The organism is Thioclava sp. ES.031 (genome assembly GCF_002563775.1).
In the GTDB taxonomy this organism is placed as follows: Bacteria; Pseudomonadota; Alphaproteobacteria; order Rhodobacterales; family Rhodobacteraceae; genus Thioclava.
In genome coordinates this window covers 600,600-617,208 of the sequence record NZ_PDJO01000001.1, presented here as the reverse complement: position 1 = coordinate 617,208, position 16,609 = coordinate 600,600, and the positions used below count along the sequence as shown (strand labels likewise).

General features: G+C 63.4%; 17 protein-coding genes and 1 tRNA gene. 4 read left to right on the top strand and 14 right to left on the bottom strand.

From position 1 onward, the window contains the following. Nucleotides 1-8 precede the first annotated feature (8 nt). Both AXZ77_RS03120 and AXZ77_RS03115 read left to right on the top strand, forming a co-directional pair. A complete protein-coding gene (locus AXZ77_RS03120) occupies nucleotides 9-980 on the top strand; it encodes a GDP-L-fucose synthase (RefSeq protein WP_098409988.1) in 972 nt (323 codons plus the stop codon). A gap of 10 nt (nucleotides 981-990) precedes the next feature. Continuing rightward, nucleotides 991-2,439, top strand: coding sequence for a mannose-1-phosphate guanylyltransferase/mannose-6-phosphate isomerase (locus AXZ77_RS03115; protein WP_098409987.1), 1,449 nt, complete (start codon nucleotides 991-993; stop codon nucleotides 2,437-2,439). A 198-nt stretch (nucleotides 2,440-2,637) separates the two neighbouring features. Here AXZ77_RS03115 and AXZ77_RS03110 read toward each other — a convergent pair whose 3' ends face one another. The 9 genes from AXZ77_RS03110 to AXZ77_RS03070 all read right to left on the bottom strand — a co-directional run bounded on the left by AXZ77_RS03110 (nucleotide 2,638) and on the right by AXZ77_RS03070 (nucleotide 12,479). Continuing rightward, the gene (locus tag AXZ77_RS03110) at nucleotides 2,638-3,906 is read right to left on the bottom strand and encodes a DUF6538 domain-containing protein (protein WP_098409986.1); all 1,269 of its coding nucleotides are present in this window, start codon (nucleotides 3,904-3,906) and stop codon (nucleotides 2,638-2,640) included. A gap of 196 nt (nucleotides 3,907-4,102) precedes the next feature. Next, a complete protein-coding gene (locus tag AXZ77_RS03105) occupies nucleotides 4,103-5,098 on the bottom strand; it encodes an XdhC family protein (protein WP_098409985.1) in 996 nt (331 codons plus the stop codon). A gap of 151 nt (nucleotides 5,099-5,249) precedes the next feature. Then, a complete protein-coding gene (locus AXZ77_RS03100) occupies nucleotides 5,250-6,572 on the bottom strand; it encodes a TRAP transporter large permease (RefSeq protein WP_098409984.1) in 1,323 nt (440 codons plus the stop codon). 1 nt (nucleotide 6,573) lies between these two features. Further along, complete coding sequence (locus AXZ77_RS03095; protein WP_176535944.1) at nucleotides 6,574-7,119, bottom strand: TRAP transporter small permease subunit; 546 nt, start codon at nucleotides 7,117-7,119, stop codon at nucleotides 6,574-6,576. 40 nt (nucleotides 7,120-7,159) lie between these two features. Continuing rightward, nucleotides 7,160-8,233 carry a C4-dicarboxylate TRAP transporter substrate-binding protein gene (locus tag AXZ77_RS03090; RefSeq protein WP_078601945.1) on the bottom strand — a complete coding sequence of 358 codons (1,074 nt, stop codon included), beginning with the start codon at nucleotides 8,231-8,233 and terminating at the stop codon, nucleotides 7,160-7,162. Nucleotides 8,234-8,312: 79 nt separating this feature from the next. Further along, nucleotides 8,313-8,774, bottom strand: coding sequence for a CoxG family protein (locus tag AXZ77_RS03085; RefSeq protein WP_083077612.1), 462 nt, complete (start codon nucleotides 8,772-8,774; stop codon nucleotides 8,313-8,315). After that, on the bottom strand, nucleotides 8,771-11,137 hold the full coding sequence (locus AXZ77_RS03080) for a xanthine dehydrogenase family protein molybdopterin-binding subunit (RefSeq protein ID WP_098409981.1): 2,367 nt from the start codon (nucleotides 11,135-11,137) through the stop codon (nucleotides 8,771-8,773). Before AXZ77_RS03080 ends, AXZ77_RS03085 begins: the two co-directional genes overlap by 4 nt. Beyond that, complete coding sequence (locus AXZ77_RS03075) at nucleotides 11,134-11,622, bottom strand: (2Fe-2S)-binding protein (RefSeq protein ID WP_098409980.1); 489 nt, start codon at nucleotides 11,620-11,622, stop codon at nucleotides 11,134-11,136. Before AXZ77_RS03075 ends, AXZ77_RS03080 begins: the two co-directional genes overlap by 4 nt. Further along, complete coding sequence (locus AXZ77_RS03070) at nucleotides 11,619-12,479, bottom strand: xanthine dehydrogenase family protein subunit M (RefSeq protein WP_098409979.1); 861 nt, start codon at nucleotides 12,477-12,479, stop codon at nucleotides 11,619-11,621. Before AXZ77_RS03070 ends, AXZ77_RS03075 begins: the two co-directional genes overlap by 4 nt. Before the next feature lie 153 nt (nucleotides 12,480-12,632). Here AXZ77_RS03070 and AXZ77_RS03065 point away from each other — a divergent pair, with 153 nt between their 5' ends. Together AXZ77_RS03065 and AXZ77_RS03060 are read left to right on the top strand one after the other, a co-directional pair. Next, complete coding sequence (locus AXZ77_RS03065; protein ID WP_218000463.1) at nucleotides 12,633-13,286, top strand: TetR/AcrR family transcriptional regulator; 654 nt, start codon at nucleotides 12,633-12,635, stop codon at nucleotides 13,284-13,286. Between the two features lie 229 nt (nucleotides 13,287-13,515). Continuing rightward, on the top strand, nucleotides 13,516-14,220 hold the full coding sequence (locus tag AXZ77_RS03060) for a hypothetical protein (protein ID WP_098409978.1): 705 nt from the start codon (nucleotides 13,516-13,518) through the stop codon (nucleotides 14,218-14,220). A 109-nt stretch (nucleotides 14,221-14,329) separates the two neighbouring features. Here the strand turns inward: AXZ77_RS03060 and AXZ77_RS03055 are convergent. The 5 genes from AXZ77_RS03055 to infA form a co-directional block, all read right to left on the bottom strand. Next, a tRNA-Phe gene (locus tag AXZ77_RS03055) sits at nucleotides 14,330-14,405 on the bottom strand. 98 nt (nucleotides 14,406-14,503) lie between these two features. After that, nucleotides 14,504-14,695 carry a DNA gyrase inhibitor YacG gene (locus AXZ77_RS03050; protein ID WP_098409977.1) on the bottom strand — a complete coding sequence of 64 codons (192 nt, stop codon included), beginning with the start codon at nucleotides 14,693-14,695 and terminating at the stop codon, nucleotides 14,504-14,506. Further along, entirely contained in the window at nucleotides 14,692-15,744 is a 1,053-nt protein-coding gene (locus tag AXZ77_RS03045; protein WP_098409976.1) for a ribonuclease E/G, read from the bottom strand. Before AXZ77_RS03045 ends, AXZ77_RS03050 begins: the two co-directional genes overlap by 4 nt. Next, nucleotides 15,744-16,313, bottom strand: a complete 570-nt coding sequence (locus AXZ77_RS03040; RefSeq protein ID WP_098409975.1) for a nucleoside triphosphate pyrophosphatase — start codon at nucleotides 16,311-16,313, stop codon at nucleotides 15,744-15,746. The genes AXZ77_RS03045 and AXZ77_RS03040 overlap by 1 nt, the downstream gene beginning before the upstream one ends. Further along, nucleotides 16,310-16,528 (bottom strand): translation initiation factor IF-1, encoded by a 219-nt coding sequence (gene infA / locus AXZ77_RS03035; protein WP_010397442.1) that lies wholly within the window; start codon nucleotides 16,526-16,528, stop codon nucleotides 16,310-16,312. Before infA ends, AXZ77_RS03040 begins: the two co-directional genes overlap by 4 nt. Nucleotides 16,529-16,609 lie beyond the last annotated feature (81 nt).

Genomic DNA, 16,609 nt, shown 5'->3' with positions numbered 1-16,609 from the left:
GCGATCCGATGACCAAGATTTATATTGCAGGCCATCGCGGCATGGTGGGCGGCGCGATCCTGCGCCAGTTGGAGACGTGCAAGACCAAGGGCGAGACGCTGGAGCTGATCACCCGCACGCATTCTGAACTCGATCTGACCGATCAGGCGGCGGTGCGCGACTTCATGCAGACCGAGCGCCCCGACGTGGTGATCCTCGCAGCCGCGAAAGTCGGCGGAATCCATGCCAACAACACTTATCCGGCGGAATTCATCTACGAAAACCTGATGATCGAGGCCAACGTGATCCATCAAGCCTTCGCCGCCGGGGTCACGAAGCTCCTGCAGCTCGGCTCGTCCTGCATCTACCCGAAAGCCGCCCCGCAGCCGATGGCGGAGGATGCACTGCTGACCGGGCCCTTGGAGCCTACGAACGAGCCCTATGCGATCGCGAAGATCGCCGGGATCAAGCTTTGCGAGAGCTACAACCGCCAACATGGCGTGGACTACCGCTCGGTCATGCCGACGAATCTCTACGGGCCGGGCGACAACTTCCATCCCCAGAACAGTCATGTGCTGCCCGCGCTGATCCGGCGCTTCCACGAGGCGGCGTGCGACGGGTTAGAGGAGGTCACGATCTGGGGCACCGGCACGCCGCGGCGTGAGTTCCTGCATGTCGATGACATGGCCGAGGCCTCGCTCTTCGTGCTCGACCTTCCCAAGGCGGAGTATGACACGAATACCGATCCGATGCTGAGCCATATCAACGTGGGCTCGGGGAGCGACATCTCGATCCTGAAGCTGGCGCAGATGGTCGCGAAGGTGACCGGTTTTGAGGGCCGGATCACTACCGACCCGTCGAAGCCGGATGGAACGATGCGCAAGCTGATGGATGTCAGCCGCCTGAAAGCGATGGGCTGGCAGGCGCGTATCGACCTCGAAGACGGGATCGCCGAGACCTATCGCTGGTTCATCGATAATGCCGACACCGCCAGGACGTGAGAGAGAGATCATGAGCAAGACGATCCACCCCGTCCTCCTCTGTGGCGGCTCGGGCACGCGGCTCTGGCCGCTCTCGCGAAAGAGCTACCCCAAGCAGTTCGTCAACCTGATGGGCGAGGAGAGCCTGTTCCAGGCTTCGGCCAAACGGCTCGCGGGCGACGGCTTCGCCGCGCCTTCGGTAATCACCGGCGCGGATTTCCGCTTCGTGGTGATCGAACAACTGGCCGCGCTCGAAATCGCCCCCGCCGATATCCTGATCGAGCCGTCCGCCCGAAACACCGCCGCGGCTATCTGCGCGGGCGCTCTCGTCCTCGAGGCCCGCGAACCCGGCGCACTGATGCTGATAGCGCCCTCCGATCACGTCATCCCAGATCCTGCGCGCTTCCGCGCGGCGGTCGAGACGGCCGCCCCGGCGGCCGAGGCCGGACAGCTGGTCACCTTCGGCATCCGTCCCGATCGACCCGAGACCGGCTACGGCTGGTTGGAGTTGAGCGAAGCCCCGGACGCGGAATTCTCCGCGACCCCGCAGCCGCTGAAATCCTTCGTCGAGAAGCCCAATCTGGCGGAAGCCGAGGCGCTGCTCGAGAACGGTATGCATCTCTGGAATGCGGGCCTCTTCCTTTTCTCGACCTCGGCGATCCTTGAGGCCTTCGCACGACACGCCCCCGAGACGCTCGCGCAGGCCAAAGCTGCCGTCGAAGCAGCGGAGCGTGACCTAGCGTTCACCCGGCTCGCGCCCGAGCCTTGGGCGCAGCTCGAAGACATCTCGATCGACTACGCGGTGATGGAACGCGCCGACAACCTGACCGTCGTGCCCTATGGCGGCGCATGGTCGGATCTCGGCGACTGGCAGGCTGTCTGGCGTGAGCAGAACCCCGACGAGCATGGCATCGTCGCGACCGGCCCCGCCACCGCAATCGACTGTCGCGACACGCTTCTGCATTCAACCGATAACGCTCAGGAACTGGTCGGGATCGGGCTTGAAGATATCATTGCGGTCGCCATGCCCGATGCTGTCCTCGTCGCCCATAAGGACCGTGCGCAGGACGTGAAGAAAGCCGTCGCCGAACTCAAAGCCAAGGGCGCCACCCAGGCCGAGACCCTGCCCCGCGACTTCCGCCCCTGGGGGTGGTATGAAAGCCTCGTCATCGGCAAACGCTTCCAGGTGAAGCGGATCCACGTCCATCCCGGCGCAGCACTGAGCCTGCAAAGCCACCACCACCGCGCCGAACACTGGATCGTCGTCGAGGGCACCGCGAAAGTGACGATCGACGACGAGGTGAAGCTCGTGAGCGAAAACCAGTCCGTCTACATCCCGCTTGGTGCCGTCCACCGGATGGAAAACCCCGGCAAGGTGCCGCTGACACTGATCGAAGTGCAAACCGGCAGCTATCTCGGCGAGGATGACATCATCCGCTACGATGATGTCTATGCGCGCGGGCAAGGCGCGAAAGGGTAAGAGCGCGGCTTTTCTCTAAAGAAAAACAGCGCAAATCTCAAAGCCCTTAACGGAAACGAAGAGCCGCGACTATTTTGGTCGCGGCTCTTTGTGTTGGGAAATCTTTTCATCGGGATGCCATCGAAGCAAAGAATTCCTGACATCCACTTTTTCTGAGGACGAGTAGAACACGATTGCGGAACAGGCCCCGCAGCGTGCTCAGAATGCGATCGGATCGAGGAGCCCTGCGATCACCGCAAGTCGCCCCCCTTCCCCATAGCGCTCGCGCCCCAACGCATGCCCCATCACGTCCCGCCGGATTCGCTCATCGATCCCAGCAGCAAGCATCCGATCCTCAAACGCGTGCCGCAAGCTGTAGAGAGAATGCCGCTCGCTCTCCAGGAGGTCTGCATCCCGCAGGTAGCTGTTCACCGTGGCGCTCAGCGTCGTGGAGCTCTCGCGATAGCGCGAAAACCCGTCCGGAAACGCCCGCATCGCATCGAGCGACACCCCGTGCAGCGGCATGACGCGTTCCGCATTCTGCGTCTTCAGAACCCGACCGATCGGCTGCAGGAGTAAATGCGGGATCGGATCCTCGAGCCGGATCTCCTCGGGCCGTAGCGCTGCGATTTCGCTCGGACGCAGCCCCGTATTCACCATCACCAGCAGGATCGCTCGCGCCTGCGGCTCCAGCCCATCGAGCGCACCGACGGCCAGCAAGCGGCCCCGCACCCAGTCGTCCGAGAAAGACGGCCGCCGCGCGGCCTTCCCCTGTCGAAAACCGAGATCATCAAGCGGCAGCTCGAGCCCGAGCCGCTTGTCTCGGTTCACGCGCTTTAGCACCGCACCGAGATGCGTCAGATCCTTGTTCGCCGAATTCGCTGTGAGCCCTTCGGATGCCATCCGCTCTGCCCACCAATCGCGGAAATCTAGGAAATCGTCGATCGTGAGATCGGCAAGCGGCTTGTCACCGACAACCGCGATGAAATTCTGCACCGCCTTGATATGCGGGTAACGCCAGCGCCGAACCTGATCCGCGCTCTTGCCCAAGATTTTGTCACGCGCGAGCCCCCAGAACAACTCGAGCGCCCGCGATACGGTGATCAACGGAAGCTCCGCCCCACCAAGAAGGGAATCCGCCCCGAGCGGATCACGCATCTCGTCACTGGCAACCAGATCGATACGCGCGAGTAGCTCTTGCACAGGCAGACGCGCCACCTTGCGCGCATCGAGAAATCGGTAGCCGCGCGCCTTCGCAAACCGCTTGGCCGCAGCAAACCGCGCCTCCGCATCTTCCGTGTCGCCATCGAGCATCGCCTCCCAGACCTCGACCTGCTCGGCCCAAAGCACCGGGGCCTTCTGTCGCGCCACCGTCTCTGACCCCGTCCGAAGGCTGATCACCACCTCGCGGCGCGGATCGACAGAGGCATATCCCTTGGGAACCCGCCGACGCAGATGCCAGACGTCGCCACGCTTGGTGATATTCATCGCACATCTCCGGTAAAGAGCCTTGTGTATAGCCATGTGTAGCACGAAAGCCTCGCATACGGAAGTAAATTCGAGGCAAGTATTTGTTTTATTTCATCATTTTTTATAACCAACTTAAGGACAGGCGCAAATATGTCGGAGAGGAATTCCGCCAAAAAGCCCCGAGAAGGGAACATGAGATCACGCCGCGCCTACGTCAGACGCGCCGGGCGTGATCGATCACCTGAGCAAGCACACCAGCGGCCATTTCCTGCGCGGACCGGGCATGTGCGACATATCCGAAGGGTTCGACAAGCCGCGCAATTCCCGCGTCCTCCACCCCGGCGGCACTCAAGGCCGCTTCGCGCAATTGACGCGCCCGAAGGCTTCCCTGCGCCCCGATATAGAAAGCGCGAGTCTCCAAGGCATGCGTCAAAAGTGCGGTTTCGCGCTCATGGTCGTGGAAGAAAAGCGTGACGGCCGTGCGATAATCGACATGGGCCGTATCGGGCCAGGTCTTGCCGGGAAACGCGCATGCGCCTGCAATGCCATCGCGCGTCTCCTCGGCTCCGGCATATAGCGTGACCGGCAATCCCGCAGCCTGCGCAAGCGCGGAAAAGCCCCGAGGCTCGGGACCGTCGCCAAAGACCAGAACCCGCACTTTGGGGCGCAAGGTCATCGTCAGACCGCCGCGCGTCGCGCCGTTTTCGATCTGGCCATCCGGCAGCACCGTCAGCGTCGCATTTTCACGCGCGACCAGACGGCGATGCACCACGTCCAGAACCTCACGATCCGGGGCTGGCAGCAAGGTTACTTCCAGCCCTCCCCCACAAGGCAGTTGAATATCCATGAAAGGCGACCCGCGCCCGTAACGCAGCACCGTCGGAGCGCCGGTTTTCAACGCCTCCACCGCGTGAAGCGCGACATCCTCGTCGATACATCCCGACGACAAATTGCCGAACCGCCGCCCGGCACCATCGACTGCCATGCCAGAGCCGAGCGGGCGATATGACGGCCCCTCGACATGGCTGATGAAACACAGACACATTGGCCCCGGCCCCAAGAACCGAGCCAAGGGCCATTCGGTCTCGCATAGAACTGTCGTTGACTGATCCATGCCATTTACCCTCTTAGAAAGGTGTCCGTTTCTCTGCATATCTCGAACTCGGATCGGCGTCCCAAAGTCGCCCCGCCTCCTTGCGACGAAGCTCATCCAATTCCGTTACATGCGGCCAACGCGACACGCCGCGACGTCTTCGGACGGTTTCGCTTCGCAGGTTCAAATCTCGCGCTCTCTCCCGGACCTACGCGCCGCGCTTTGACCCGAGAGAGAGGAGTAGATCGATCACAGCGCCTGGGATCTCTTAACCGATAATCAGCACTGGAAAGGAGGCCACGAGGATCAGCACACCCAGCATCACGCCGACATAGGGCAGCGCACCGGCAAAGATGGATTCCAGGGAGACGCTCCGGTCTCCAAGCGTCGAATGCACCGTGAAGATCGAAATCCCGAAGGGCGGTGTGAGCAACCCGACCTCGACCGCAATCACCGTGATGATGCCGAACTGGATCAAGTCGTAACCAAGGTGCTGCGCGATCGGAGCTGCGATAGGAACCACGATCAGCAGGATCGAACTGCTATCCAGGATCATACCGAGAAGCAGCACCAGCAGCACATAGACGATCAGGAACCCGACCGGGCCAAAGCCGCTGCCGCTCACAAAGGCGCCGATAGCGGCCGGGATACCTGCGACGGCAAGCATCTGGCTGTAGAAGCCAGCGGCCACCAGCAGCGCGAGGATGCCGACCGAGATGGTGCCAGTCTGGCTCAGCACCGCCCAGCAACCGCGCAGGTTCAGGCTACGCCGGAAGATCGCAATGATCAGCGCCGCGAAGGCTCCGACGCCCCCGGCTTCCGTCGGGGTGAAGAACCCGGAATAAAGACCGCCGAGAACGAAGGTCACCAGCACGATGATCGGGACGATCTTGCGCAGGAGTTCTCCCGTCGACAGGTCATCATAGGTCTGCGCCTCGGGGTCGGTCTCTTGGGCTTTGGGGGCGGCAAAGACGATGCCGGGCGCGAATTTCGCAGCCAACAGGATCCACAGCACGAAGCCCGTCGCCAACAGCGCACCAGGCACCAGCCCCGCGATGAACATCCGGCCGATGGATTGCTCGGCCAACACGCCATAGATGATCAGAAGCAGGCTCGGTGGGATGAGCATCCCGAGAACCGAACTGCCCGCGACGGTGCCCGCGGAAAACGAGGGCGAATAACCGTGGCGCGTCATCTCAGGCACGGCGACCTTGGTGAAGACCGCCGCCGAAGCGATGGAAACGCCGGTCACGGCGGCAAAGACGGTGTTGGCCGCCACGGTGGCGATGCCAAGGCCGCCAAGCAGACGGCGCAGCAGCGCCTCGGCGACGTCAAACGTATCCTTGCCCACATTCGAGATGCTGACGAGGTGCCCCATCAGAACAAAGAGCGGGATCGTCGCGAAGAGATAGTTGGCAACGCCATTGTAAGCGGCGATGGACATGAGCCGCATGGAAAGGTCGAAATTGCCGCGAAGGATCCAGACCCCGGCAAAGGCCACGACCAGGAGCGCCACGGCGATGCGCATCCCCAAGAGCACGAGCGCGAAGAGCACGCCAATGAGGATCAGTCCTATGGTGATGCTGCTCATGTCAGAAGTGCTCCTCAGTCGGGCGGTTCAGCAGGGTCTCGACGGCCGAAAAGATGCAGGCGAAACTGGTGACAGAGGCCCCCAGTACCACCAACAGGTGGAAGGGGAAGGTCGGCAGCGTCCAGACGCCGCGCACCCCGAAAAACTCGGAGCTGACCCAGGCGTCATGCGTATCGGGCCAAGCGGCCAGCGCCACCAGTCCGAAGATGACCGCCCCGGCAAATGTAAACAGGCTGTCCAGTAGCCGCACCGACCGGGGCGACAGGCGCTGGAGCCCACGCATCAGGAAATCCGACCGGATCAGGGTGCCGTTCAGCGCGGCAGCTGGCAGCAGCAGGAAGACGATGGCCACGACCGAGCGGGCCGCGATCTCGGCGACGCCGATGATCGGCGCGGCCAGAAAATTGCGACCGACCACGTCGGCGACGATCAGCAGCATGATGGCAAAAATCCACAGCACGCCCACCGCCGCCATCGCGTTCAGGGCAAGCTGGAGCCCGCGCCGAAGCGCGGGCAGGCTGGTAGCCAGGAGACTGGCGCGTTGCATAGAGGCTCCCTCAGTTGCGCGCGGGATCGAAGCCATGGCTTCAGATCCCGGCGGTCCAGTCGCGGGCAGGTTTGATGCCACGCGCTTCCAGTTCGCCAAAATACGCTTTGGCCACCGTTGCCGCCGCCGCACCATTGGCCTCAAGCCAGGGCTTCGCGACGTCGGGGAGCGTCTCGGCCCAGCGTTCGCGCTCTGCGGGAGCCATTTCGGTGATCTGCAGCCCAGCGCCCTTCATCTCGGTGATCGCCTCGGTCGTGCGTTTCGTGATGTAGTCGCCATGCGCACGCGAGGTGATACGTCCCGCCTCTTTCAGCGCGGCCTGCACGGGCTCGGGCAGCCGGTCGTAGAAGCCCTTGTTCACCGCGATCCCGCCGAAATACATCGAGCCGAAGCCGACCCGGGTCAGATGCGGCGCAACCTCGTAGACCCGTGTGGGCTGGATGCCGCTGGCGAAGGAGAGCGTGCCCTCGGAAACGCCGGTCTGGATATCGGTGTAATAGGTGGTCAGCGCGCCATCCACCGGCGTGCAACCGGTCTCCGCCAGCCAGTTGGCCGAGGTGCCCGGCGCGTTGAGGCGGCGGTTCCGGATGTCATCGACCGAGGTGATGGGGAATTTGGCGTAGACGTCGTAGCTGTCGGTTACCAGCGAGGACAGATGCACCATATTCTGGTCGGTCCACCCTGCGCGCAGCTCCGGCAGCTCGTCGGTCAGCTTGTCGAAGATGTCGATGGTGACGTTATGATCGACATTCGCGAAGGGGGTGAAATAGGTCACGTTCTGCAGCGGCATCGCCGAGCCTTCCCAGACCGTCCCCACCATGCCCACATCGACGATGCCGTCGCGCACCGCCGTGCGGGTATCCTTGAACTTGTAGAGCGTGCCGCCGTAATTCTCGTTCCAGCTCACGGAATACTCGCCGCCCGCATCCGCCAGCAGCTTTTCGAGCGCCGGTTGCAGTGCGTTCTGCATGGCGTAGACCCAGATATTGTTGGTCGGGTGGCTCGACCCGATCTGAATCGAGATGTTCTGAGCCGCGATGCTGCGGGTGTTCAGAAAGGGCAGCGCCAAGGCTGCCGAGGACATGGCCACAAAGGCCCTGCGTGTGGTTGTCATTGGTATCCTCCTCCCAAGGATGGTTCTTGTTATACGCGCTTTTTTCGTGTCTGGCCTGACCTCGCTGCGCGCCAGCGGATCAGGTCGGCCCAGCCTCCTCCGGTTGGGCCAACGCATCGGAAAAGTTCGTGAAAAAGGCGTCGGTCAGCTTCTGCGCCGTAGCGCCGATCAGCCGATTGCCGAGAGAGGCGAGCTTTCCGCCCACCGCGATATCGGCATCATAGCAAAGCCGCGTGCCGTCCGCCTCGGGCACCAGCGTCACCTGTGCCGCCCCCTTGGCGAACCCCGCGACCCCGCCCGAGCCTTTGCCGGACAACGTGCAGGATTGACCGGGCACGATATCGCTCAGCGTGACCGCGCCCTTGAAGCGGGCCGAAACCGGGCCGATCTTGAGCTTCACCACGGCGGTGAATTCGGTTTCGCTCAGCTGTTCGAGGCTTTCGCAACCGGGAATGGCTTCGGCCAGCACGTCACGGTCGAAGAGTGCCGCCCAGACGGTCTGGGGGTCGGCGCTCAGGAGCTGCTCTCCTTCAAGCTTCATGGATCGGTCCTTTGCTTTCGGGCCGCGTCGAGCGCATCAAGGATGCGCAGCGGCGTCATGGGTGTCTGGGTGAGCCGTGCGCCAAAGGGGCGCAGCGCGTCATTCACCGCGTTCATCGCGGCGGCGCCGGCAGCGGCGGTTCCCGCTTCGCCCACGCCCTTGGCGCCAAGGATCGTGTCCTCGGTCGGCGTTTCGATATGGGCGATTTCGATATCGGGCATCTCGCAGGCCATGGGCACGAGATAATCGGCGAGCGACCCGTTGGTGAGCTGGCCGTCAGTGTCGTATTGGCATTCCTCGAAGAAGGCGGGGCCAAGCCCCTGCACCACGCCGCCGCGGATCTGTTCGTCGACCAGAAGCGGATTGATGATGCGACCACAATCCTCGACGACCCAATGTTTCAGGATCCGCACGATGCCGGTTTCCACATCGACCTCGACCAGACTGCCCTGGATGCCGTTGGTGAAATCGAACGGGTAGCCGGAGGGCGCGAAATGATGCGCGACGGTGAGCGAATGATCGACCCCGTCGGGCAGCGTGTCGGGGCGGTAGGTGGCGACGCGGCCAATCTCTTCGAGCGTGATGCGCGCCTCGCCCGTGGCGACATCGACAACCGCGCCATCTTCGAGCCGCAGTGTCGCCGGATCGGCCTGCAGTAGCGCGCCCGCCAAGGTCAAAATCCGTTCGCGCAGCTTGCGTCCGGCGCGCAGCGCCGTCTCGCCGCCGATGCCCGCGCCCCGGCAGGCCCAGGTGGCGCCGCCGCTTGGCGTGGTCGCGGTGTCGCCCGTGGTGACGCTCACCCGTTCGGGCGAAACACCCAGCTGATCGGCGACCACCTGCGCGATGATCGTCTCGGTGCCCTGCCCCTGCTCGGTGACCGAGATGGCGCAATGGATGTCGCCAGAGGGCGTCATCCGCACCACTGCGCCGTCCTGGGCCGAGATCCGCGCCCCGCCGACGCCGTAGAACGCCGCGCCGGGATTAGTGATCTCGACAAAGGAGGCGATGCCGAACCCGCGATAGATGCCCTGTTCGCGCAGTCGAGCCTGATCGGCACGTAGCGCGTCGGGGTCCATCATCTCGCGCAGCTTGGCCAGACTGGCCTGATGCGAGAGCTTCTCGAACTGATAGCCGGTGGCCGACACATGCGGATAAGCATCGTCGGCAATCAGGTTGCGGGCACGGATCTCGAACGGATCGAGGCCCGTGACCTCCGCCGCCCGTTCGACCAGCGCCTCGGTCACCGCACAGGCGATGGGATGCCCCACCGCGCGATACTGGCTCGTTTGCACCTTGTTCTGAAAGGCGACCTGCAGCCGTCCGCGATAATCGGGCATGTTGTAGGGAGCGCCCATGAGGCGGATCACCTGATTGCCCTCGGCAGCGCTGGTGCGCGGATAGGCCGAGACCGCACCGACCGGCGCCAGATCATCGACGTCCATCGCGAGGATCTTGCCCTCCGCGTCCAGCGCCATGCGGCCTTTCACGATATGATCGCGAGCATGGATGTCGGAAAGAAAGCTTTCCAGCCGGTCGGCCACGTAGCGCACCGGGCGCTCGAGGATCATGCTCGCCGCGACGGCGCCCATCTCTTCGTTATAGACATGCAGCTTCATGCCGAACGAGCCGCCCACATCGGGTGCGATGACGCGGACCTTGCCCTCGGGCAGACCGAAGTGGCGCGCATAGACGTCCTGGAACTGATAGGGTGTCTGCGTCCCGTGATGCACGGTGAGCGCGCCACTCGACGGGTCGAAATCGGCGATCACCGCGCGCGGCTCGAGCGTGACGGCGGTGTGGCGGCCAAAAGTGAAGCTGGCCTCGACCACATGCGCGGCATCGGCGAAGGCCTCGTTCACCGCTGGCGTTTCCAACAGCGCCTCGTAACACAGATTGTTTCGCGCAGCACTGTTCGCCAAGGGCGCGCCGTCCTGCAAGGCCGCAGCGCCATCGGTCACCGGCTCGGAATCCTCGATATCCACCATCACCAAGTCGGCGGCATCCTCGGCCTCGGCCCGGCTCTTGGCGATGATCATCGCCACCGGCTGGCCGGTCCACAGCACTTCCTCCTCGGCGAGGATGTTCATCGGCGGGCTCTGCATGCCTGCGAAATGCGCGAGCGTGCCGACCCACGGCTTGCAGCGCGCGTTCAGCTCGGCGGCGGTCAGGATCCGCACCACGCCGGGGGATTGTTCGGCTTCGCTCGTGTCGATCTCGACGAGCCGACCCTTTGCCATCGGGCTGCGGACAAAGACAGCGTGCAGCATGCGCGGCAAGGTGAGGTCGCTGACAAAGTGCCCCCGACCCGAGAGGTGGCGACGCGCATTCTCGCGGCGCTGCGACTGGCCGATATGCATGGTCATTTCGCCGCCTCCGTCCGGGCCGCGCGGTCGCGGGCGGTGGTGTCGATGGCGTCCACGATGGCCTCGTAGCCTGTGCAGCGGCAGTAATTGCCCGACAGCGCGTCGCGGATTTCGTCTCGGGTCGGTGCCGGGTTCGCCTCCAGCAACGCCTGCGCGCTCATCAGCATTCCATTCGTGCAAAAACCGCATTGCAGCGCGTTGCGGTCGTGGAAACGCGCCTGAAGATCGGCCGCAGCCCCGGTCTCGTTGAGCCCCTCGATCGTCTCGATCGTGCTCCCCTCCGCCTGCACCGCCAGCACGAGGCAGGCATGCACCGGAACGCCGTCCATGAGCACCAGACAGGCCCCGCAGGCACCCATTTCGCAGCCCAGATGCGTGCCCGTCAGGCCCAGATCCTCGCGCAGGAAATCGGCGAGACTGGTGCGGGGGAGAACGGCTTCCTGAACCTGTTCACCATTCACGGTCGTGCTCAACATAACCTTCATTGAACAGCCTCCATCCGGGTCAGCACCCGTCCCAGGAGGACGCGCGCGAGTTGCAGGCGACGCTCTGCCGGGAAACCGGGATCGTCGGGTGGGTCGAGATCGGTGGCCAGGGCGGCCTGAGCGCGGGCAATGGAGTCCGTTGAAAGCGGCGCGCCTTTCAGCGCGTCTTGCGCTGCGGTGGCGCGCATCGGGGTGACACCCACCGAAAACAGCGTCACCGACGCATCGGAAACCACGCCATCGGACAGATCGGCCTGTGCGGCAACGCCCACCATGGCGTAATCGCCCCGGCGACGCGCGATCTCGTCGAAGCCGAACATCCGTCCTTCGGGAGGGAGCGGCACGTGAATGGCGGTCAGCACTTCGCCGGGGATGAGGGCGGTTTCGTAGAGGTCGAGGAAAAAATCGTCGGCGGCGATCATGCGCTGGCCTTCGGGGCCCATGACCTCGAGCTCCGCCCGCATCGCCAGCACAGCAGCCGGGAATTCCGATGCCGGATCGGCGAGCGCCAGATTGCCACCGATCGTGCCACGATTGCGAATTGCCGGGTGCGCGACATGGGGTGCAGCGCGGGAAAGCAGCGGCGCATGGCGCGCGATCAACGGATTGGCCAGAACTTCCGCATGACGGGTCATCGCACCGATGCGCAGCGCATCGCCCTGTAGCTCGACACCGTGCAGTTCGGCAATTTGCGAGATATCGATCAGCCGCGACGGCGCCTGCAGACGCAGCGCCATCGAGGGCACGACACTGTGCCCGCCCGACAGGTAGACCGCGTCGCCGCCCGCGTCGGAATGCAGCGCCCATGCCTCAGCAAGACTGCGCGCACGCAGAAATTCGAACGATGGTAGTTTCACTTATCCTCCTCTGGCCCGCAGCTCTCCCCAGCTACAAAGTGACCAATTGGTAACTTCTATAATGCAGGACAATCGGGACCGGTCAAGAAAAAATGACCAGTTGGTTACTACAATAGTTTGCATTAGGCTCGGGATAAGAGAAGAGAGACAGGCATGACCTCGGAGAAAAAGACCGAAAATCAACGGCCGCGCCGCAAGAACATGCGCGGGGAGGAACGCGAAAAACTGATCGTCACCGAGGCGGTCCGGTTCTTCGCCGAATCGGGATTTGAGGGCCAGACACGCGAACTGGCCAAGCGTATGGGCGTGTCCCACGCGGTCATCTACCGGCATTTCGAAAGCAAGGACGCACTGATCGAACGCGTCTACGAGCATGTTTTTCTCGAGCGCTGGAACCCGGACTGGGAACAGCTGGTGCTCGAAGGCGGCCGCTCTCTTCAGGATCGCCTTACGCAATTCTACATCGAATACTCTGAACGGGTGTTCGACTATGACTGGGTTCGCATTTTCGTGTCGTCCGGGCTGAAGTCCTACGGGCTGACCGAACGCTACCTCGATATCATTCGAACGAAGATCATCGAACCGGCTGCGATGGAATTGCGCGCTTCCCGGCAAGACGCCGAAGACCGCGCTGCGCCAGACACCGACGAGGTCGAACTCCTCTGGGGGCTACACGGAGCGGTGTTCTACATCGCCATTCGAAAATTCGTCTACAACATGCCCTTGGAAATCGACGTCGAAGCAACTGTGCGCGCCACCGTGACGAATTTCTTCGAGGGCGCGCTTCAAGACACTTCACCGCACTGACCTGCCCCAGCGCTGCGTCGTTCAGATCGGGAGCCTGCGGGTTTGGCTTTGATGTTCAGGGGCTTGCGGCGGCGTTTTGTATCTGGGCGACGAATGCGGCTTGAGCGCGTTGGAATTGCGCGCCTTGTCGGAGCGGAGCAGCTACGACAAAGGGATAGCACCACAACTTGCCTTCCCCGGCACCCGTCGATAGCTTCAGGCCAATCCAAACAAGCGGGGGAGGCGGACCATGGCGCTTTGCAGCGATGCGGCGATGGTGCTGTTCTATGACATCGACGGTGACACCGCCGACCACGACCACTGGCACAGCCATGAGCACCTGCATGAGCGCCTCTCGGTTCCTGGGTTCCTGCGGGCGACGCGCTGGATCGCGACCGAGAGCGGGCCACGCTACATGGTCACCTATGAAGTCAGCGGGACCGACGTGGCGACGTCGCAGGGCTACCTCGACCGCCTGAACAACCCCACATCCTGGACTGGTGCGATCATGCCGAGATTTCGCGGCATGATGCGCGGTTTCTGCACGATTCCGGCGAGCGAGGGCTACGGTCTGGGCGGTTTCGCCACCGCCTTCCGCTTTCAACCCGGCCCCGGAAATGAAGACGCTGCGGCTTCCTGGATCGCACAGGAGGTGCTGCGGGAGATCGCCTATCGCCCGGGTATCGCCAGCGTTCAGCTGCTTCGTCCGACTGCACCGCCGCCGATGACGCGCGAGCAAGCACTGCGCGGCGCCGATGCTCCGATGCCGTGGCTACTCATCGCCACCGGCTATGACGCTGCGCTGCTGGGTCAGGCGGTGGAGCGCGGTTTCGATCCGGCTTCGGAAGCCGCTGCCGGGCTGATCGGCGACGTCGTCGCGACGCATTATGTGCTGAATCACACCGCGACTGCCGACGAGGTCGCGCGCACGCCCAAGCCGCAGTTTCCGCGTTAAGTTATTCCAGTCTGCGGCGGGGGAAGTTCACCGGCGCAGAACCGTTTGAAGCCACGCTATGAATAGAGCGAAGCCAGACCAACACGTAATTCAATTTTGAGGATTTTAGTGGTGCCCGGAGGCGGACTCGAACCACCGACACGCGAATTTTCAATCCGCTGCTCTACCAACTGAGCTATCCGGGCACTGCGACCTTTCGGTCTTGGTGGAGCGGTTACTAGACGAGGGCGCGGGGGGTGTCCAGAGGGATTTCGCAGAAATTTACGGGAACTTGCGAAACGTCTCAGTGCGGCTTGCCGGGGGGCGTATCATCGCCTGCGGGACCGGTCGGCGCGCGCTCTTCTTCCTCGGCGATATCGCCGGGAATGACGTAGGATCCGTTCAGCCAGCGCGCCAGATCGACATCGGCGCAACGCTTCGAACAGAAGGGGCGATATTTCGGGTCGGCAACCTTGCCGCAGATCGGACAGCTCATTTCGCCTCCCTGTTCTGGCCCCGCAGAAGGCGCACGAGCGGGACGCGGTCGCGCTTGCGTTGCATCTCGAAATTACCCAGCGGCGTCCAGCCTGCGAGCGACGTCTCGGGCTCGCCTTTGACGGCGCGGCGCAGCTGCTGCTCGAGCGCCTGACGGTCGCGTTTGGGCATCGGGGCGAAATCGATCACGACCTGCCCTCCAAGGCCGCGCAGGCGCAGCTGACGGGGCAATTCGCGAGCCGCGGCGATATTCGCTTTGAGCGCCGCGGCGGGTGTCGTGTCGTTGCCGGTATTGACGTCGACCGCGATCAGGGCGCGAGTCGGCTCGATCATCAGATGCGCCCCGCCCGGCAGATCGACCCGCGGGTGCAGAAGCGCTTCGATCGCGTCGGTAACGCCGTGATCGTCGAACCCGCCTTCGATTACCTCGTCCGGCACCGGTTCGGCCCAGTCGCGCCAAGCTTCTTCATGCGGATCGGGCGCGTCGACGAGAAGCTCCGGCCCGCCCTCAACGTCGTTGGTCACGGCCTCGGCCAGTTCGCGCATCGCCGCGACATCCTCAGCCACCTCTTCGAGCGGCACATGGGCCGCGGCGGAGCGCAGGATCACGCCCATATCCGAGCCTTCCATCACCGCCTCGGCTGCTGCCTGCAAATCGGCGCGCAGTTCCTCTTCATGGATCCGGCGCGAGACGTTGATGCCGGGCGCGCCGGGGGTGACGATGGCGTAGCGCGATTTGAACAGCGCGCGCAGCGTCACGGGCAGCGCCTTGCCGGGCTCGGTGCCGCCAGAGACCATGCAGATCACGGTCTGGCCGGGGGCAAGCCCCTTTACCTCTTTCAAGAAGCCACGTCCGCCTTCGGGCAGATCGACGAAGACGCCGCCCTGCCCTTTCATCTGGCGACCGATCGTGCCGCGCAGAATCGCGCCGGGGGCGAAGCTGATCTCCTCCGAGGTGTCGATAATCAGGTCTTCCAGTTGCCCGTCGACCATCAGCGCCGCCGCTTCGCGACCGGCGATCTCGTCCAGCAGAACCACGCGCCCCTGCATTACACTTCCCCTCGAATGCCCGCGCTCGCGAGCAGCGTTGCGGTTTCTGCGAGCGGCAGGCCCACGACTGCGGTGAAAGATCCTTGAATCCACGGGACGAAAACTCCGCCGCGTCCCTGGATCGCGTAGCCGCCCGCCTTGCCGTGCCATTCGCCCGAGGCGAGATAGCCGTTCACGTCCTCGTCGCTGAGCGGCTTGAACTTCACCACCGTATCGACAAGCCGTTCGCGCAGGCGCTGCGCCGTGCGCACCGCCACAGCGGTAAACACATGGTGCCGACGCCCGGAGAGCAGCCAGAGAAACTCCGCCGCTTCTTTCTCGTCTTCGGGTTTGCCCAAGATACGGCGCCCGCAGGTCACCGTGGTATCGGCGCTCAGCAGCACCTCGTCATCGGCCACATCGAGCGCCATCGCTTTCTCGCGGGCCATGCGGGCGACATAGTCGCGCGCGGCCTCGCCCTTGAACGGCGTCTCGTCGATATCGGCGGGGCGCACGTCAAAAGGCTCCAGCCCGAGCTGGGCCAGAAGCTCTCGCCGTCGCGGGCTCGCCGAGCCGAGGATCAGCTTCACTTGAAGCGGTAGTTGATACGACCCTTCGTGAGGTCGTAGGTGTTCATTTCCACCTGAACCTTGTCGCCTGCCAGAACACGGATGCGGTTCTTACGCATCTTGCCTGCCATATGCGCGATGATCTCATGGCCGTTTTCCAGCTCGACCCGAAACGTCGCGTTAGGCAGGAGTTCCTTCACGACACCGGGAAATTCGAGCATTTCTTCCTTGGCCATGGTCACTCCATAAATGGTTACCCGCGTCATCTGCGGGCGAGCGTTTAAATGCGCTCGTAAGCCGCGAAATTCAAGGGCAAT